This is a genomic window from uncultured Clostridium sp. (genome assembly GCF_963515715.1).
GTDB lineage: Bacteria > Bacillota > Clostridia > Clostridiales > Clostridiaceae > Clostridium_AW.
In genome coordinates, this window is the sequence record NZ_CAUPZS010000002.1 from 86,809 (window position 1) to 102,590 (window position 15,782).

The following is a 15,782-nucleotide window of genomic DNA, read 5'->3' on the forward strand; positions in this document are numbered from 1 at the left end:
TACAATATGGTAAGGAGTATGTCAAGAGATAGTAAATTGGAGATAGATGAATATTTGTCCTAGGCTGTTGATAACCATTGTTTATTAGCAGCCTTTAATTTTTGTAGAATTATATATAAAGTTTAAAGGAGATCTACATCCAATATTTATAAAGGTTCAAATACTTTTTTTGAACTTCTAAGCCTTTAAATATATATATTATAATTAGAGTATAAAGTAAAACTTATTGCTTAAAAGTAAATTTTATATAAGGGGGACTTTCCGTGTTTGAAGAACTGAATAAAAATATTGCCGATGCAAAAGAAAAGCTGACAAGAAAAGAAAAGTTAAAAAATATTTTACAGAGAGCTAAGGAAAATTTAAATACACAAATGACTAAAAAGAAGGAGCTTCATAAAATTTTACAAAATGAAGAAAAAGATGCTAAAAGGCTTGAATCATTTTTAAAAGATATAGAACAGCAACTTGAAAAAAAAAGGCAGGAATACCTAAGGGCTAAACTTAGATATGATGAGTGCTGTAGTTTAATTGCTACTTTAGAAAAGGAAACAATCTCTTATAATGAAGAACTAAATGACTATGTTAATATAGAGTTAGAGTATAAGGAATTGATGAAAAAGAAGAAAAGATTAATTCTACAAGGTGATGATCTAGATTCTAAAGAATTAATAAAGCTTACAGACAAAGTTCAGGATTTAAAATCTAATATTAAAGAAACAAAGGAAGCCATAAATGCAGGAGAAAAAGTTAGAGAGGCATTAGAAAGGGTTTTATCTTCGTTAAAGAGTGCAAAGGGTTGGGAACAATGTGACATACTTGGTGGAGGATTTGTAGCTACAGCGGCGAAACACTCCAAAATAGATGATGCTAAAAGTCATGTTCATGAAGTTCAAAGGCTTTTTGAAATATTCAAAAGAGAGTTATCTAATGTAAAATTATCCTCAGATATGGATATAAATATAGGATCTTTTGAAAAATTTGCAGACTATTTCTTCGATGGACTTATATTCGATTGGGTTGTACAATCCAAAATAAATGATTCTTTAGATAATGTATATGATACCTCTAATAATCTAAAAGGATTATTAAGCACATTGGAAAGAAATCTTGATAGTTTTGAGGGAGAGTTAAAGACTGCGGAAGATGAGATTAAAAGAATTGTTGAGGAGAAGTGTTAAATGAATAAAAATTGTTTTGTTTCATGGAGTGGAGGAAAGGATTCTTGTCTTGCTTTGTATAAAGGTATGGAACAGGGATATAATGTTAAAAAAATGTTTACTATGTTCAGTATGGAAAATGATATAAGTTCAGCTCATAGGCTAAAGGAAAATGTTATTAAAGCACAAGCTTCAGCACTTGGAATTGAACATTCAGTAGGGAAAGCTCTATTTGATGATTATGAAGAAATATTTATTTCTAATCTTAGGTCATTTAAAGGACAGGGTATAGACTACGGAATTTTTGGTGACATTGATATAGATGAGCATAAGAAATGGGAAGACAAAGTATGTGAAAAAGCGTCCATTACTTCAATTTTACCCTTATGGCAAAGAAATAGAATAGATATAGTAAAGGAATTTTTAGATTTAGGATTTAAAGCAAAGATAGTAGTAGTTAATAAAACAATGATAGATGTTAAATTTTTAGGACAAGATTTAAGTTATTCGCTGATGAAAGAAATTCAGGAATGTGGTGCAGACCCCTGTGGCGAAAATGGCGAATATCATACAGTGGTATATGATGGTCCAATATTTAAAAATCCTGTGCATTTACAATATGGTGAGGAAATAGTACCCGTTGGGGAGCATTGGGTTCAAATTCAGGTAAGATAGTGGTGAGGAAAGAATTTTGCGAAGGTAAAATTCTTTCCTTATGAAATTATTAAGTTCAAACATAAATATAAAATTTTCGACAAAAGCTTGACAAAATAGTTTATTCCTAGTAAAATATAAATCGTTGCCACACATGTTGCTTTAACGACATGTTGCTATTATATTGGGATGTCGCCAAGCGGTAAGGCACGGGACTTTGACTCCCGCATTCGTAGGTTCGAATCCTGCCATCCCAGCCATGAGAACTATTATTTTAGATTTGAAATCTGAGATAATGGTTTTTTTATTTTTATAGAAATTTAATCTTGATATTTTGTTTTTTAAATAGAGAGCTAAGTATATAATGAAGCCGCTTCAAAAGAAGTGGTTATTTCACTAAATGCTTAGCTTTTTTAGTTTTTGCAAATATAATTGTGTATTCAAAATACTTATCTCCCTTATGTTTTACAAAAATATTTTTAGATTTTGGTTATGACATATTAGTTTTCGATTTATAAGTTTTTACAGAGATAAGTTGGTTTCACAAATGTGGATCCAGGTATGTAGTAAAGCCGCTCCGAAAAAAGTCGCTATTTTACTACATACCTGGATCTTTTATTTTTACAGTATCTAAAATTCCAAAAACTAAGTATCAAACATATAACCTGTTTTAGAGAAAAGATCAGAAGTTTTCTTAAGTGAATGAAAAAGTGTATTATATGCGAATTTAGATATATCAGTAGTTTAGACTAGATTTTATTTCGATATTTACAAATTAGGAAAATGCCTGGGAAAATTTTAAGAAAATGTAGCAAAATCAATAGTTTTAGTAATATAATGGAAATAGAATATAATTTTAGTACACATGTATAATGTGAAGTTAAAATATGGAGGTTGAATACAATGAATAATTTAAAGCTAAATAAAACGAATAAAACACTTTTTAGTAGCCAAGCATATAAGCGCCTAAGTAAAATTATTCTTATAATATATGGTTTATTCATGTTGATGTATGCGTTTAGAGAGAATTTATATAAATTAAATAATCAATATATTACTCTATTCGCATGGACAGCACCAAATCTTATTCCCAGTTTCATTTTTACATTAATAGGTATATTTTATGTAGTTCCTATGTTATTTAAAGCTACTGACGTAATTAATAATTCTAAGTTTATATGGTTAATTAATGTGCTTAATATGATTATTTTTGCACTTATAGAATATCTTCATGTAATTTTCAAAGTAGGTGTATGGGATAACAAAGATATGGTTGCTTCTTTAATTGGTATTGTAATTGCTACAATTGTTTACTTTAAATTCAGAAAGTTTTTTGTTAGTTAAGTGTAGGAAGTAAAAGGTTGAATCATAACATAGGATGTATTTAAATTACTTGAAATGAGCAGGGTTCATAAGGAAGTAACTACTGGAAACCAAAAAAATTAGATAGACAGCTAACGGATGGGTAATGTAAGTATAAGGATACCAAATTGTGGTATCCTTATTTTATGACAATTATACGCTTGACATCAGAATAAATGGTGATATAATTGTAACATAAAGTGATATAATTATCACACGGAAGGAGATAGATTATGCTATACAAAACCAGTGTTAAACCTTGGATGGGAGTATCGGGCTTGCTTGGGTTTTTAGGATTTTTATATTTTCCTCTTAACGAGCCAGTTTTTCTAGCGTTTTTTTCTTTCTTTGGATTCTTTTCATTTTACTGGGAAGGGAAGTTGGCAAAAGAATTACCAGATGAACGACTTTATGAAAATCAACAGAAGGCTTCAAAAATTGCATTCCGATTAGGATTTGCTATTATAGTTGTAAGTATGGTACTAATCGGGAATTTTTGGGGGAGCAAAGAACCAGCTAAAGCATATGCTTTACTCAACGCCGTCATAGCAGTCACGTTTGCAATTTCATTAAATCTCTCTACTTATCTTGCTTATAAATTTGACAAGGATGAGTGAGGGGATGAGTGAGTTCAGGTCTGAATTAAAAAAATATCGTCAACTGGCGGGGCTAACACAAGACGAGTTAGCGGCATTAGTGGACGTGCGTCGGGAAACCATAGTCCGATTGGAAAAAGGAAAGTACAATCCTTCTTTGAAATTGGCGGTTAGTATTTCAAGAGCAGTAAAAACACCTATTGAAGATATATTTATCTTTGAGGATTTAGAGTGATAAAGATTTTTTATTAACCTGCCAGACGGCAAAGAAAAAAACCGTCATTTGGCAGACGATACCTTGCAGTGGAATATAATAAATACACCCAAACGACGGGTTAATAAAGGCCGTCGTTTTCTATTTTCATGGAAGGATTAATAATAACATTTTTAACGCCATCATCGCCTCTGTTATACATATCTTTAATAAAATCAATGTATTTGCGTATCGAGTATTTAACATAGGATGTAAATAATTTATTTAACTAAATATTTATTTCTATGAGTTCATTATGCAAAACTTTAAAATGTTATGTAATGTGTCCTATGCATTTGAGTGAAATCTAGAAATTCTTAATTGATTTTAGAAATATACCGTTAAGATGCTGTACATGTTTGGACAAAAGAGTTAAGATTTAAAAGTTAAAAGTGAAGAGTAAAGGATGGAATTCCCACATTTCAACACGGCGATGAAAAAGGAATGTTTGAATTTGGTAGTTCTACTGTTGCTATGTTGTTTCAAAAAGACACAATAGCAATTGACGATGCTGTCTATAAGAGTATACAGCAAAATAAAGAAACCATTGTTAAAATGGGATATAAAATCGGAGAAAAAGCTGTGCATGGAAAGGAGAGAATGCAATGAGTATCGGAGGAATGGTTTTAGGTTTTATTTTTTTAGTTTCTTTTTACGGGGGCATGAACTTTTATATCGGGAGAAGGATATTTCAGGGGCTTACGTTTCTTTTCCCACATATAAATGGGTTAATATACGCTAGTGTATACATATTTATTGCGTTATCGCTGATATTGGGTTATTTGCCGTTACCCTCTAGCATTAAAGGAGTAATGAGTTGGATAGGATCGCATTGGATGGGTATTTTTGTATATCTGTTAATGCTATTTCTCGTGGCGGACTTACTTATATTGCTCGGAAGTATAATAAAGATAATTCCAAACCCGATAGCACAGAGCATCCGCTTTTATGCGGGATTGATTGTGATTTTGTTAACTACAGGCTTAGTTAGTTATGGTATATATAACGCAAATCAGATTAAATACGTTTCCTATGATGTTCAAATAAAAGAAACTACTTTATCAGATGACATGAAAATAGTCCTGATAAGCGATTTACATTTAGGAGCCATAAATTCAGAAAAACGTCTTGGTAGCATGGTTCAGGGTATCAATAATTTGGAACCTGATCTTGTGTGTATAGTAGGAGATATTTTTAACGATGATTATAATGCTATACATAATCCTGATGAAGCAATTGATTTGCTTAAAAGTATTACGGCAACATACGGCGTATATGCCTCTCTAGGAAATCATGACGGTGGAAACACATTCAACGAAATGCTTAGTTTCCTTGATCAAAGCAATATAAAGCTCCTTAATGATGAATACGTAATTATTGATGAGCGGCTGGTTCTTTTAGGACGGGTAGACCCGTCACCAATTGGAGGATTTGGAGAACTAACAAGGAAAGAGATTAAAGAAACCATTGCTTCGCTGGACGCAAATATGCCCATTGTCGTTATGGATCATAATCCTTCAAATATTGAACAGTACGGTGGAGAAGTTGATTTAATACTTGCCGGACATACGCACAGAGGTCAGATATTTCCGGGCAGCTTGATAACAAACGCCATGTTTGTTGTAGATTATGGACATTACCAAAAGGATGCCGACAGCCCCCATGTTATAGTTACGTCGGGCGTTAGTACTTGGGGGATGCCAATGCGGGTTGGTACGAATAATGAAATTGTAAGTATCTTGTTGCATTAGAACGGAAGACTGCTGTATATAGGCTGGTAACAATACTTGCCTATAGATGCTTATAATAAATATAAATAATACTTCCATGCGACAAATAAAAAAAGCCGCATTGTGGCAGAAATTCTTCTAGAGAGCTAAGTATATAGTGAAGTTGATTTTTCACTACATGCTCAGCTCTCTTATATTTTACAATAGAAAACATCCCAACCGATTTTAGTATCGAAGCTGCTTATAATCCAATAAAATCAATGGCTCTACTGCTATAATCAAAATAAGAAATGTTGATTTTGCAGTGGTTGAACCATAACATAGTATGTATTTAAATGAATTAATATAGGGTGTAATGTCTACTATCTATCTAATGCATCTGAATAATAAGTCTCGTCATATAGTATATCCCTTAAATATCCACTATTTGTGAAAGTTACATAAGCTTGTACTATTCCACCTATGCTTATTTCTACTCTCCTAGGTGAGTTCACCTTTCTGTGTTTATATGCGCTCCCTTGTATTGCTGTAGAAAATTCTCTACCTGAAACTAAATGATAGAACATTGTTCCATCAAAATTTACAGGGGAACCATTTTCAGTATAAACATGAGAATCTCCTAGTGATACAATTTTATAAGGAGAACTAGAACCTGAATATAAAAGACCTACTATAACTTGTGGTTGTATATGGTACGTTCTATAATACTTGCCTTTAAATTTAATTCCGTCCATTGCAAATATAGAGTACCTTATAGTTGGTCTATTTTCTTGTAATGACTGTAATTTTAAGTTTTCTTCATGATTTTTTTTGAATTCTTCAATATCTTTTATTTCATAGTCATTATTTTCTACATACATTAGTATTTCTTCGTATGAATAAGTTTTTTCAATTGGTAAAGTATCTAGTTCTTTAATCGGTATAGGTTGTATTGAAGTATTTACCTCCTGAGTAAAAGTTGAATTTGGTAATAATATCAAAACAATTAAAAACACTGAAGTAAATTTAATTACTCTTTTCATTTCTATTCTCCTTGTTTTTAAATTGATTAGTTATGTTTGTATATAGCATATCATAGGAGCAAATAATAAATTGTCAAATGTCGTCAAAATGTTTAAGAAAAATTATTTAAATGAAGTACTCAGAAGTTCTTATTGAAGCGAATCAGCATAAGAAACATTATGTAGCATTTTTTATTTGCTGAAATTCATATATTGGCTTAGCAGCTATAAGTTCTCTACAAAGATATTTTAGTTTTCAAAATATAGAGCTAAGCATATAGTGAACCGCTCCAATAAAGAGTCATTATTTCCCTACATACTTAGCTCTTTTATGTTTAACAAATCTATTCTAAAGTTTTTTATAAAATTAATCCCATTATTACATAGCATACTACTGCAATACCGCCACTAAGCAGTGCATAGGGAAATTGTGTTTTGAAGTGTGAATAAAGATCTGTTCCAGAAGACATTGCAGATAAAATTGTAGTATCTGACATTGGTGAGCAGTGATCACCAAAAATTCCTCCTGAAACTACTGCACCTATTGCTAACATTATGTTTGAGTCCATAGAAACTGCCATTGGAATTGCAATTGGCATCATTATTGAAAAAGTACCCCAACTTGTCCCCGTGCTAAATGCCATAATTGAACCAAGTACAAAGATGATTGCAGGACCAAAGGCACCGCTGATTTTTCCTTCAACAAGGCTTGCTAAATATGCGCCTGTACCCAGGGCAGAAATAGTTCTGCCGATTGTGAAAGCAAGGGCGAGAAGCATTACTAGTGGAAGCATGTCTCCAATGCCTCTATAAACATATTCACTAAATTGCTTTGAGGTCATAATCTTTTGCTTAGTATAGTATACCCACATAACAACAAGTGTTATTATTATGGAATAAAGAATAGAAGTAGTACCATCGCCCTTTGTTAGGTTCCCACCACCTGTTATTAAAAGTCCACAAATTGTGCCTGTAATTAAAACAAATAGGGGAACAATCATATTATTCTTGTTTTCTAAACCGTTTTGAATAATTGATTCGTCATCAGCATCATCTGGCAATAATGGAGTAACTCCATCATCATATAGCTTACCTGTTGTGCGTACACGTTCTTCAGCTTTTTTCATAGGACCCCAGTCCTTGCCTGTGATTATAAAGAATAGCACCATAATAAGAGAAACTATGCAATAGAACTGAAAAGGTAAACTTCCTATTAATAGTTGAAGTGGATCACCTGTGATGACACCTGCTGACACTTGAGCACCTATTAATCCCATTAGCATAGCACCCCATGAGTTAAGCGGAATAATGGCATTAATTGGTGCAGATGTAGAGTCGCAAATATAAGCTAATTTTTCTCTTGAAACCTTAAATTTATCTGTTATTGGTCTTGTAACCACACCCGTAAACATAATGCTTAATAAGCCATCAACGAAAATGATAATACCAATTACATAAGCTAAAAGCATGGCCATTGTTTTATTTTTAATCTTATTGTTTTGTTCAGTCAAGTAGTTAACAAAACCATCAACACCGCCCGTAACCTTGACTAATAGAACAAAAGCTCCCATAAGCGATGTAAATATAAAAATTTTAAGATTTCCCGCATCAGTACAAACGCCTATGATGCTATCTACTGTAACCGTTACAGCTAAAAGTGGATTCCAGTTGTTCATGATTAGATTTCCAACAAAAGCTCCTGTCAGCAATGCTAAAGGTACCTTTTTAAATTTAACAGCAATAAACATTGCGAGTATTGGTGTAATAATTGTTAAAATACCATACTCCATAGTAATTCCCCCTTATATTTTTAACATATTTATGGATGGTAAGTTTCAAATGATTAGAATTGGCTAAATAATGAAGCAAAGCCTCCTGTATGTAGATAGCAAACGCCACCTTTTACCTCTGCATTTTTAATAGCAGCTTCCATACCCACTAATACCTTACTGTTGTATATGTTTTCGATAAAAATTCCCTCCAGTTGAGCAAATCGGAACACTGCATTAGCGCTTTCTTTTGTGTTAATACCCCATCCTTCGCCACTATACTTGTCCGTAATATTGCATACATCTTCTAATTTATAGTTAAATGGTATTTGAGTTATAGCTACAAGCTCATCAATTGTTTTTAAAATATGATGGGTAAGACAATCTTTATCGTCCTCTACACTAATGATATTAACTTGGAATGGAAGGCCAAGCAGAGCATTTCCATATATTAACCCGGCAGCTACACCGCCGTTGCCACCGGGTGCAAAAATTGTTTTTATAGGTAGCTTTCCTTCAAGGCATTGTTTTTGCATTTCTATAGCTGCACTAACGTAGCCAAGTGCACCCATTCCTGTAGTAGCACCATTTTTAATTACATAGGGACGATTACCTTCATTCTTATATTTGATGAAAAGATTTTTCACATAAAGGTCACGCTCCTCTTTTGTAGCAATTCCTATGGTATGAATTTCGGCATTTAAAATGTGGTTCAGCAGAATATTTCCTTGAAGCTTATCAGGCTTTTCACCGTTGTTAACGATGACGCACTTAAGTCCCAATTTTGCACAGGCTGAAGCTGTTAAGGAGCATAAATTTGACTGAGGGGGGCCTGATACAATAATTAAATTGCAGTTTTTCTTAATTGCATCTCCTAAAATAAATTCAAGGCTTCTTATTTTATTTCCGCCAGCACCTAATCCTGTTAAATCATCTCTTTTGATATAAATTGGTCCATAATCAAGTTCCTTTTCCATTCTTTCAAGTCTGTGAAGGGGAGTTGGGAATGTTCCCAGATTCACTTTGTTTGCAGTTTTAATCCATTCAATTATATCTCTCATATTGTTAATATAATTCACTCCTTTCGATATTGGTGCTGTATTTATATAATTAGCAATTTGCATGCCAATCCTAAAGCTATATCAAGTGATTCTTAGCTTCAGATGGGATTTGCTTAAAAGGAATACTTACTACAACTGAAGCTTAGAAGAACTTATCCAGGGACGTAGCATCCGTTATCTCTCACTTGTAGAAGATGGGAGTATTACGGATGGTAGTCATCGGATAAATCATGTACTTTAAATTGAATTAAAGGCTTCAAAGGGCTGAATGGTAAGAATATTCAACCCTTTGAAGCCTTTTAGTTTAAATAATATTGTATTTTTCATCTAGAAGCTCACATGCTTTAATTCCAAATTCAGTGATTTCTGTACCGCTACGTCCTAAAAGTATGGTGACCATATTTAAGGATTCTAAGTTTTTAAGGATAGTTCGAACTTCTTGAGGAGAAATTATTAAACCTTCTTTTTGTAAAAGCTCAGAAATGCTTCTTCTACCAAGCTTTACACCCGTTTTTTTATTTGTTTCAAGTAATTTTAATATACTATAGTAATTTTTAAGATTAGTATGCTTCTGATTAATAAGACATAGAAACAGTTTGTTTTCTTCATCTTTAAGAATAGGTTGACAATACTCATCTTCATCAATAAATTGACGAGCAATATCAACATCAACTTCATCTACATCTAGGCAGGTTAATCGTTCTACAAAATTTCCTAGTTCACGGACATTACCTTCCCACTTGCAATTTTTAATTAGATCCATGGCTTCTTTGGTAATTTTAAAGCTTGAATGAAAACGCTCTTTAAGTTGTTCAATAAGTAGAGGAATATCATCTTTGCGCTGGCACAGTGGAGGTATATTGATAGAAAGAACATTAAGTCTGTAATACAAATCTTGACGAAATTTACCTTGCTTTATTAACGCTTTAAGATTTCTGTTTGTAGCGGAGATAATTCTAACGTCAACATTAATTACACTATCACCACCAATACGAATAACCTCTTTTTCTTGTAAAACACGGAGTAGCCTTGACTGTAAACGCAAGTCCATTTCACTAATTTCATCTAAGAACAATGTACCCTTATGAGCTTGTTCAAAATATCCTGGTTTTCCACCTTTTTTTGCCCCTGTAAATGCCCCTTCGCTATAACCAAAAAGCTCACTCTCAAGAAGATTTTCAGGAATTGAAGCACAATTTATAGCTATAAATGGTTCATCTCTACGATTAGAACTATTATGTATGGATTGTGCAAAAAGTTCTTTTCCTGTACCACTTTCACCACAGATCAGTACTGATGAATCAGATAATGCCATCTTTTTTGACGTTGCTTTAAGCATTTCCATCTGCTTACTTTTGCCTGCAATATCATTAAAGGAGTACTTAGCAACATGACCCTTTGCAATAATTTGCTTGCGAATTTTATGTTGTTCTTTTTCTATATCCGTAAATTCTCTGATAAGAATAATTGTTCCTAAGGCTTCAGCCCCATCAAATAGTGGATAAAAAGACACGCTTAAAAGCCGTGAGTTAAAGGTTATAATTTTATCCTTTTGTGCTATTTCTAAAGAAGTAACAAGGGAATTATAAAATTCAGATAGCACATCTTTAAGTTTCCAACCTATAACAAGCTTCTTATCTATACTTAGCATTTTTTCTGCTGACTTATTTATAAAGCTTATATTACCACCATAATTTAGAAGCAAAATTCCGCCATCAAAAATTTGCATTATTAAATCAAGTTTTTTCTCAAGTACGCTAACCTGTTCCCAAAGACGCTCTAAGCCAACATCACTTTGAGCAAGAAGTCCAAAACAGCTTTGAAACTCTTCGTTCTTAAGCATATCATCAAGATTTAAACGAACTGCAATATCAATAATAGTCCTCATGGAAAGTACCCTATTGCCAATGTCTATAATATTATTTACACCAGAAGGAACAAGGGAGGTTTCTCCAGGAGTAATAGCTAAATCATATGGAGGAATTGTTGAAATTGTAGGATAAACAGGGAACATATTGATATGAGTAATACCGGAATTATAAATTAATGCAATAGTTTCTACAGCCATTTCAAGAGTAGTATTAACAAGCATAGCACTAGTGCCAACAGGAATTTTTCTTAATTTTTCAAGAGAGTCCTTGGTTAAAGTAATATCTGCTATGACTATATCATCATAATTGCTTATGTAAGCTTTAACAATTTCATATATTGAATGTGTCGATGCAATGATAAGGTCACAAGCAATGCTAGTAAGATTGCTATCTTCCACAGAATAAACTTCTAGTGATATATTTTCCTTAAAAAGTTTTTTAAGCTGTGAGGCATAAAACTGTGCTGTCATTTTTGTATATGCAATAACCGCTACTTTCCCAACTTCATTGCTCCAATTCAATAAAATCACCACTTTCAATTTAACTTTATGGCAACATTTTAATATAATGGCTAGAATAATACAAGAAACAGAAGTGGCTAGTTATTCTACTAATAAAGGAAAATAATCTAAAAAGAGAAGAAGGATATGATATTACTCATATCCTCGCTGCTTATCAACAGCTTCATCTTTAATTTCTGCTCTCATACCGCTAAGTGCATCTAATCTTCTTTCGTTTTTTTCCTCCAAAGAATTTTTTGTTTTTTCATCATCTGTTTTTTCAATCATTTCTTCTGCAAGATTATAGTTTTGAATAGTTTTGTCGATATTGTATTGAATTTTTTCCACATTATCTCTTCTATCATCTGGTTTGTTTTTCATATATTTATCACCTCCTAGATATTTTGCGACGGAGGATAATATAATATACATTGTATTAGGTAAATCATATCCAATAGATATTATGTATTATTTAAGCCATTCCGGAGAATCTTTTATGTATGGGCGGATATTGTATTTATTTCTATAATCCTTTAAACAATCAATAACGGCATTTTTATTTCCATTAAAGCTTTCTATTTCGCTCATATCTATTCCTTGACTAAATGGACAGCTATTTATACATATACCACAATCGGTTCCAAGACTTCTCCATCTATCGTAGCAATTTTCCTGATTTATTTGCCACCTAGTAACTCCGTCAATGTTTTCTTTTTCACCTTTGGGTATTGATTTGCCAGGGCAAGTTATAGCGCAGTTATTACATAGTCTACAAAATTCTTCTAGGCCGAAATCTATAGGTGAATCTTCTGTTAGCTCTAAATCGGTAGTAACTACTCCAAGTCTTATACGAGAGCCATACTCTTTTGTGGTTAGTATACCATTTCTCCCTATTTGACCTAGTCCAGCATCTCTACCTACTAAAGAGGCTACAATAAGATAGTTTGCATCCATGTGATTTCTAGCGTTATAACCTAATTCTCTTATATAATAGGATAAAACCATGCCTATAATTGAAGTATTTACATAACCCTTAGAGGTTTCAATTATTTCTGATATTTGAGGAGATCTATTTATCATATCTTTATCCATTTCTACGGCAAAAACTATTCCATAAGGCATCAGATTATCTACTTTTTCTCCATATACTTCTTCATGCCTTCCTCTGTGGCTGTAGTAATGATAATCTTTCATTTTTAGAGTTCCCACTAATTTTGCTCCATAATAAGTTGCTAAGCCTTTTAATCTTTCTGTAGCTAATTCCTTATCTATTGGAGTTTTAACATTACTTACTTCTCCTTCAGAAAAGTTTTTAATATCTCCTAAAAATTTAAAACAAGCAGTTGCTATAGGAGAATTGATAGGATTATAAGACATGGTTCCAGGGCCACAAAGATTAGGTTTTTTTCTTATTTCATTATCAATATCTAATTTATCGGAATTTCTACTATAATATTCTTCATAAGGAAAGGTACCTTCAATGTAATTCATTCTTGCAAACATGGTATCTCTCTCATCAATTCTTTTCATGAAAATCATCCCCTTTTCATTAATAACTTTATAATATAGTAAAAAGTGTGTAGTGTGAAGTGAGAATAATATTTTATATAATTAAAAGGAATTATAATAAATATGTAGAAATTTTAAGTTATAATCGTCCACTGAAAGGATCATTAACGAAAATAATCATTGACCAAAGAGGAAAATAATCATTGGTTAAAAATAATTAAGAATAAAACTGAGGAGGGCAAATATGAATCCAGTTATTGATGTAATAAATAAAAGAGTGTCCCTTAGAAAATATGCACAAAAGGACATATCAAAGGAGCATTTAGATTTAATAATTGACTCTGCAATAAAGGCTCCTACAGCGGGAAATCAATGTCTATATTCTATTATTATGATTAAAGACAGTGAAACAAAGGAAATTTTAAGTAAATCCTGTGACAACCAACCTTTTATTGCAAAGGCACCATTAATCCTTATCTTTGCTGCAGATCAACAAAAGTGGTTTGACTATTATGAGCATAGAGGGGTTAAGGAATACGCAAAGAAGGAGAATATTCCATTTGAGGCACCTCAGGAATCGGACTTTATACTGGCTTGTGAGGATGCACTTATAGCTGCACAAAATGCTGTTATTGCAGCTGAGTCACTGGGCATAGGTTCTTGCTACATAGGGGATATAATTGAAAACTATGAATTCCATAAAGAACTTCTTAATTTAGAAGATTGGGTATTTCCAGTGTGCATGTTATGCTTTGGATACTATGAAGAAGATTTCAAAAGGGTTTATAGAAAGAGATTTGATAAGAAATTTATAGTATTTGAGGAGAAATATAAAAAACTTACTACAGATGAATTAGAGGAAATGTTTGAGGAAAAGGAAAAGCGTTATGTTGAAAATAATAAATATAATGCAGAGAATTTTGCTCAAATGTTTTATGCTAGAAAAACAGGAGCGGAATTTAGCAGGGAGATGGCTAGGTCTATGAGAGTAGCTCTTAAGAAATGGGACGGAAGAAAACTGTAGAACGTACATTTATATAATCTTTTATAGGGACAAATAGGGGACGGTTAATGACTTTTAAGCTTTTAGACAAGCATTATAGTGAAAAGTTGATAACTGTCCCTTTGTTTTAAATCCTTTAGTTTTAGAATTTTTTCATAATAAATGCCAATAAAAAAGCAAAAATAAAGGTAACAATAGATGTTAAAGCAAGGGTATTTATCCAAGTTTTCCCCAAAATTTTTTGCTTATATTGATATACTGTCATGATGAAACCACTTATGATAACTATCATAAGTAAATCAAAAGGTGCTTCATTGAACCTTATTCCCCTATACACAACATTAAGGAGTAATGCAAATGCAATGAAATTATATCCAAATTTGTAACTAGCATTTTCAATAAAAGTTGTTCTTTCATCTTTTTCTACTATCTTATTAATCATTATTTTTAACCTCCTCAAGATAAAATAAATCTTCGAATTTTTTATCAAGTACTGTTGAAAGGATTAATGCTAATTTTGCAGTAGGACAGTACTGACCTGTTTCAATAGAACTAATTGTTTGTCGGGTTACACCTGCAAGTACAGCCAGTTGTTCCTGTGAAAGGTTTTTTTCAGCACGAGCTACTTTTAATCGATTCATTAATTGTATATTTTCATTCAAATCATCACCTCCATTAATTGAACCATTAATTAAACCTTAGTTAAATGGTAACATATAGAAATATACATGTCAAGTACACTTTGCAAAATGACAAGTAAACTTATAATCCAATTGTGTTGAATAATATGAATTCAATACAATAGAGTAAGATATTCACTAAAAACTGAGGGGTTGAAATATAGAAAGACATTAATTCACAAAAAGATTCTCTTGACAAGCCCTAGAAATATGTGTAATATTAACTTTAAAATTAAATAAAAAATTAATCTTATCAAGAGTGGTTGAGGGACTGGCCCAATGAAACCCGGCAACAGCTAGTTTAAAGCGTTAAACTAGAAATGTGCTAATTCCTGCAGGAGATATCCTGAAAGATAAGAAGTGAAGTGGACTATTTAAATTAATAGTCTGTTTAGTAGACATATAACTGCTTCTTATCGAAAGATTTGAGCAGTTTTTTTATTTTTAAAAATGCTGACTAAATTACACTGTTAAACTGATAATGTATTAAATTCATTATCAAGTGATTCTTAGGTTCAGATGGAGTTTGCTTAAAAGGAATACTTACTCCAGCTGAAGCTTAGAAGAACTTATCCAGGGACGTAGCATCCGTTATGCACAGCATAAGAACTCTAAATCGCTGAAGCTCAAGAATTC

The 15,782-nt window shown here is 32.3% G+C and carries 16 protein-coding genes, 1 tRNA gene and 1 riboswitch; of the genes, 9 read left to right on the forward strand and 8 right to left on the reverse strand.

The features are described from left to right. Positions 1–263: 263 nt before the first annotated feature. The 8 genes from RYO54_RS02465 (at position 264) to RYO54_RS02500 (ending at position 5,773) form a co-directional block, all read left to right on the forward strand. Positions 264–1,178: a hypothetical protein gene (locus RYO54_RS02465; RefSeq protein WP_315115277.1), complete on the forward strand. Its 915-nt coding sequence runs from the start codon at positions 264–266 to the stop codon at positions 1,176–1,178. Further along, complete coding sequence (locus RYO54_RS02470; protein WP_315115280.1) at positions 1,179–1,832, forward strand: diphthine--ammonia ligase; 654 nt, start codon at positions 1,179–1,181, stop codon at positions 1,830–1,832. It abuts the gene before it with no gap. Between the two features lie 164 nt (positions 1,833–1,996). Further along, positions 1,997–2,071 (forward strand) — tRNA-Gln (locus RYO54_RS02475). 643 nt (positions 2,072–2,714) lie between these two features. After that, the gene (locus tag RYO54_RS02480) at positions 2,715–3,155 is read left to right on the forward strand and encodes a hypothetical protein (RefSeq protein ID WP_315115283.1); all 441 of its coding nucleotides are present in this window, start codon (positions 2,715–2,717) and stop codon (positions 3,153–3,155) included. 251 nt (positions 3,156–3,406) lie between these two features. Continuing rightward, positions 3,407–3,790, forward strand: coding sequence for a DUF3796 domain-containing protein (locus RYO54_RS02485; RefSeq protein ID WP_315115286.1), 384 nt, complete (start codon positions 3,407–3,409; stop codon positions 3,788–3,790). 4 nt (positions 3,791–3,794) lie between these two features. Next, positions 3,795–4,004, forward strand: coding sequence for a helix-turn-helix transcriptional regulator (locus RYO54_RS02490; RefSeq protein ID WP_315115288.1), 210 nt, complete (start codon positions 3,795–3,797; stop codon positions 4,002–4,004). 429 nt (positions 4,005–4,433) lie between these two features. Next, positions 4,434–4,631: a phosphatidylserine decarboxylase gene (locus RYO54_RS02495; RefSeq protein WP_315115804.1), complete on the forward strand. Its 198-nt coding sequence runs from the start codon at positions 4,434–4,436 to the stop codon at positions 4,629–4,631. Continuing rightward, complete coding sequence (locus tag RYO54_RS02500; protein WP_315115292.1) at positions 4,628–5,773, forward strand: metallophosphoesterase; 1,146 nt, start codon at positions 4,628–4,630, stop codon at positions 5,771–5,773. The genes RYO54_RS02495 and RYO54_RS02500 overlap by 4 nt, the downstream gene beginning before the upstream one ends. A 341-nt stretch (positions 5,774–6,114) precedes the next feature. Here RYO54_RS02500 and RYO54_RS02505 read toward each other — a convergent pair whose 3' ends face one another. From RYO54_RS02505 to RYO54_RS02530, 6 genes are all read right to left on the reverse strand, one after another. Beyond that, positions 6,115–6,774, reverse strand: a complete 660-nt coding sequence (locus RYO54_RS02505; RefSeq protein ID WP_315115293.1) for a hypothetical protein — start codon at positions 6,772–6,774, stop codon at positions 6,115–6,117. Between the two features lie 338 nt (positions 6,775–7,112). Then, complete coding sequence (locus tag RYO54_RS02510) at positions 7,113–8,543, reverse strand: Na+/H+ antiporter NhaC family protein (RefSeq protein ID WP_315115294.1); 1,431 nt, start codon at positions 8,541–8,543, stop codon at positions 7,113–7,115. 53 nt (positions 8,544–8,596) lie between these two features. Continuing rightward, entirely contained in the window at positions 8,597–9,583 is a 987-nt protein-coding gene (locus RYO54_RS02515; RefSeq protein WP_315115297.1) for a pyridoxal-phosphate dependent enzyme, read from the reverse strand. Positions 9,584–9,887: 304 nt separating this feature from the next. Then, positions 9,888–11,975, reverse strand: a complete 2,088-nt coding sequence (locus tag RYO54_RS02520) for a sigma 54-interacting transcriptional regulator (protein WP_315115299.1) — start codon at positions 11,973–11,975, stop codon at positions 9,888–9,890. A 132-nt stretch (positions 11,976–12,107) separates the two neighbouring features. After that, the gene (gene tlp / locus RYO54_RS02525; RefSeq protein WP_315115302.1) at positions 12,108–12,335 is read right to left on the reverse strand and encodes a small acid-soluble spore protein Tlp; all 228 of its coding nucleotides are present in this window, start codon (positions 12,333–12,335) and stop codon (positions 12,108–12,110) included. Positions 12,336–12,422: 87 nt separating this feature from the next. Beyond that, positions 12,423–13,484 carry a 4Fe-4S dicluster domain-containing protein gene (locus RYO54_RS02530; protein WP_315115304.1) on the reverse strand — a complete coding sequence of 354 codons (1,062 nt, stop codon included), beginning with the start codon at positions 13,482–13,484 and terminating at the stop codon, positions 12,423–12,425. Positions 13,485–13,707: 223 nt separating this feature from the next. Here RYO54_RS02530 and RYO54_RS02535 point away from each other — a divergent pair, with 223 nt between their 5' ends. Further along, the gene (locus RYO54_RS02535; RefSeq protein WP_315115306.1) at positions 13,708–14,487 is read left to right on the forward strand and encodes a nitroreductase family protein; all 780 of its coding nucleotides are present in this window, start codon (positions 13,708–13,710) and stop codon (positions 14,485–14,487) included. Between the two features lie 121 nt (positions 14,488–14,608). Here the strand turns inward: RYO54_RS02535 and RYO54_RS02540 are convergent, their stop codons facing one another. After that, a complete protein-coding gene (locus tag RYO54_RS02540; protein ID WP_315115309.1) occupies positions 14,609–14,908 on the reverse strand; it encodes a hypothetical protein in 300 nt (99 codons plus the stop codon). After that, complete coding sequence (locus tag RYO54_RS02545; protein WP_399548990.1) at positions 14,901–15,107, reverse strand: helix-turn-helix transcriptional regulator; 207 nt, start codon at positions 15,105–15,107, stop codon at positions 14,901–14,903. Before RYO54_RS02545 ends, RYO54_RS02540 begins: the two co-directional genes overlap by 8 nt. A 286-nt stretch (positions 15,108–15,393) precedes the next feature. Then, positions 15,394–15,506, forward strand: a riboswitch (SAM riboswitch). Positions 15,507–15,782 lie beyond the last annotated feature (276 nt).

What these genes read in the sequence shown, in the direction of transcription:
- RYO54_RS02480 (WP_315115283.1), top strand. Translation starts at nt 2,715, where the DNA reads ATGAATAATTTAAAGCTAAATAAAACGAATAAAACACTTTTTAGTAGC.
- RYO54_RS02530 (WP_315115304.1), bottom strand. Translation starts at nt 13,484, where the DNA reads ATGAAAAGAATTGATGAGAGAGATACCATGTTTGCAAGAATGAATTAC.
- RYO54_RS02470 (WP_315115280.1), top strand. Translation starts at nt 1,179, where the DNA reads ATGAATAAAAATTGTTTTGTTTCATGGAGTGGAGGAAAGGATTCTTGT.
- RYO54_RS02515 (WP_315115297.1), bottom strand. Translation starts at nt 9,583, where the DNA reads ATGAGAGATATAATTGAATGGATTAAAACTGCAAACAAAGTGAATCTG.
- RYO54_RS02535 (WP_315115306.1), top strand. Translation starts at nt 13,708, where the DNA reads ATGAATCCAGTTATTGATGTAATAAATAAAAGAGTGTCCCTTAGAAAA.
- RYO54_RS02540 (WP_315115309.1), bottom strand. Translation starts at nt 14,908, where the DNA reads ATGATTAATAAGATAGTAGAAAAAGATGAAAGAACAACTTTTATTGAA.
- RYO54_RS02505 (WP_315115293.1), bottom strand. Translation starts at nt 6,774, where the DNA reads ATGAAAAGAGTAATTAAATTTACTTCAGTGTTTTTAATTGTTTTGATA.
- RYO54_RS02485 (WP_315115286.1), top strand. Translation starts at nt 3,407, where the DNA reads ATGCTATACAAAACCAGTGTTAAACCTTGGATGGGAGTATCGGGCTTG.
- RYO54_RS02510 (WP_315115294.1), bottom strand. Translation starts at nt 8,543, where the DNA reads ATGGAGTATGGTATTTTAACAATTATTACACCAATACTCGCAATGTTT.
- RYO54_RS02490 (WP_315115288.1), top strand. Translation starts at nt 3,795, where the DNA reads ATGAGTGAGTTCAGGTCTGAATTAAAAAAATATCGTCAACTGGCGGGG.
- RYO54_RS02545 (WP_399548990.1), bottom strand. Translation starts at nt 15,107, where the DNA reads ATGAATCGATTAAAAGTAGCTCGTGCTGAAAAAAACCTTTCACAGGAA.
- tlp (WP_315115302.1), bottom strand. Translation starts at nt 12,335, where the DNA reads ATGAAAAACAAACCAGATGATAGAAGAGATAATGTGGAAAAAATTCAA.
- RYO54_RS02500 (WP_315115292.1), top strand. Translation starts at nt 4,628, where the DNA reads ATGAGTATCGGAGGAATGGTTTTAGGTTTTATTTTTTTAGTTTCTTTT.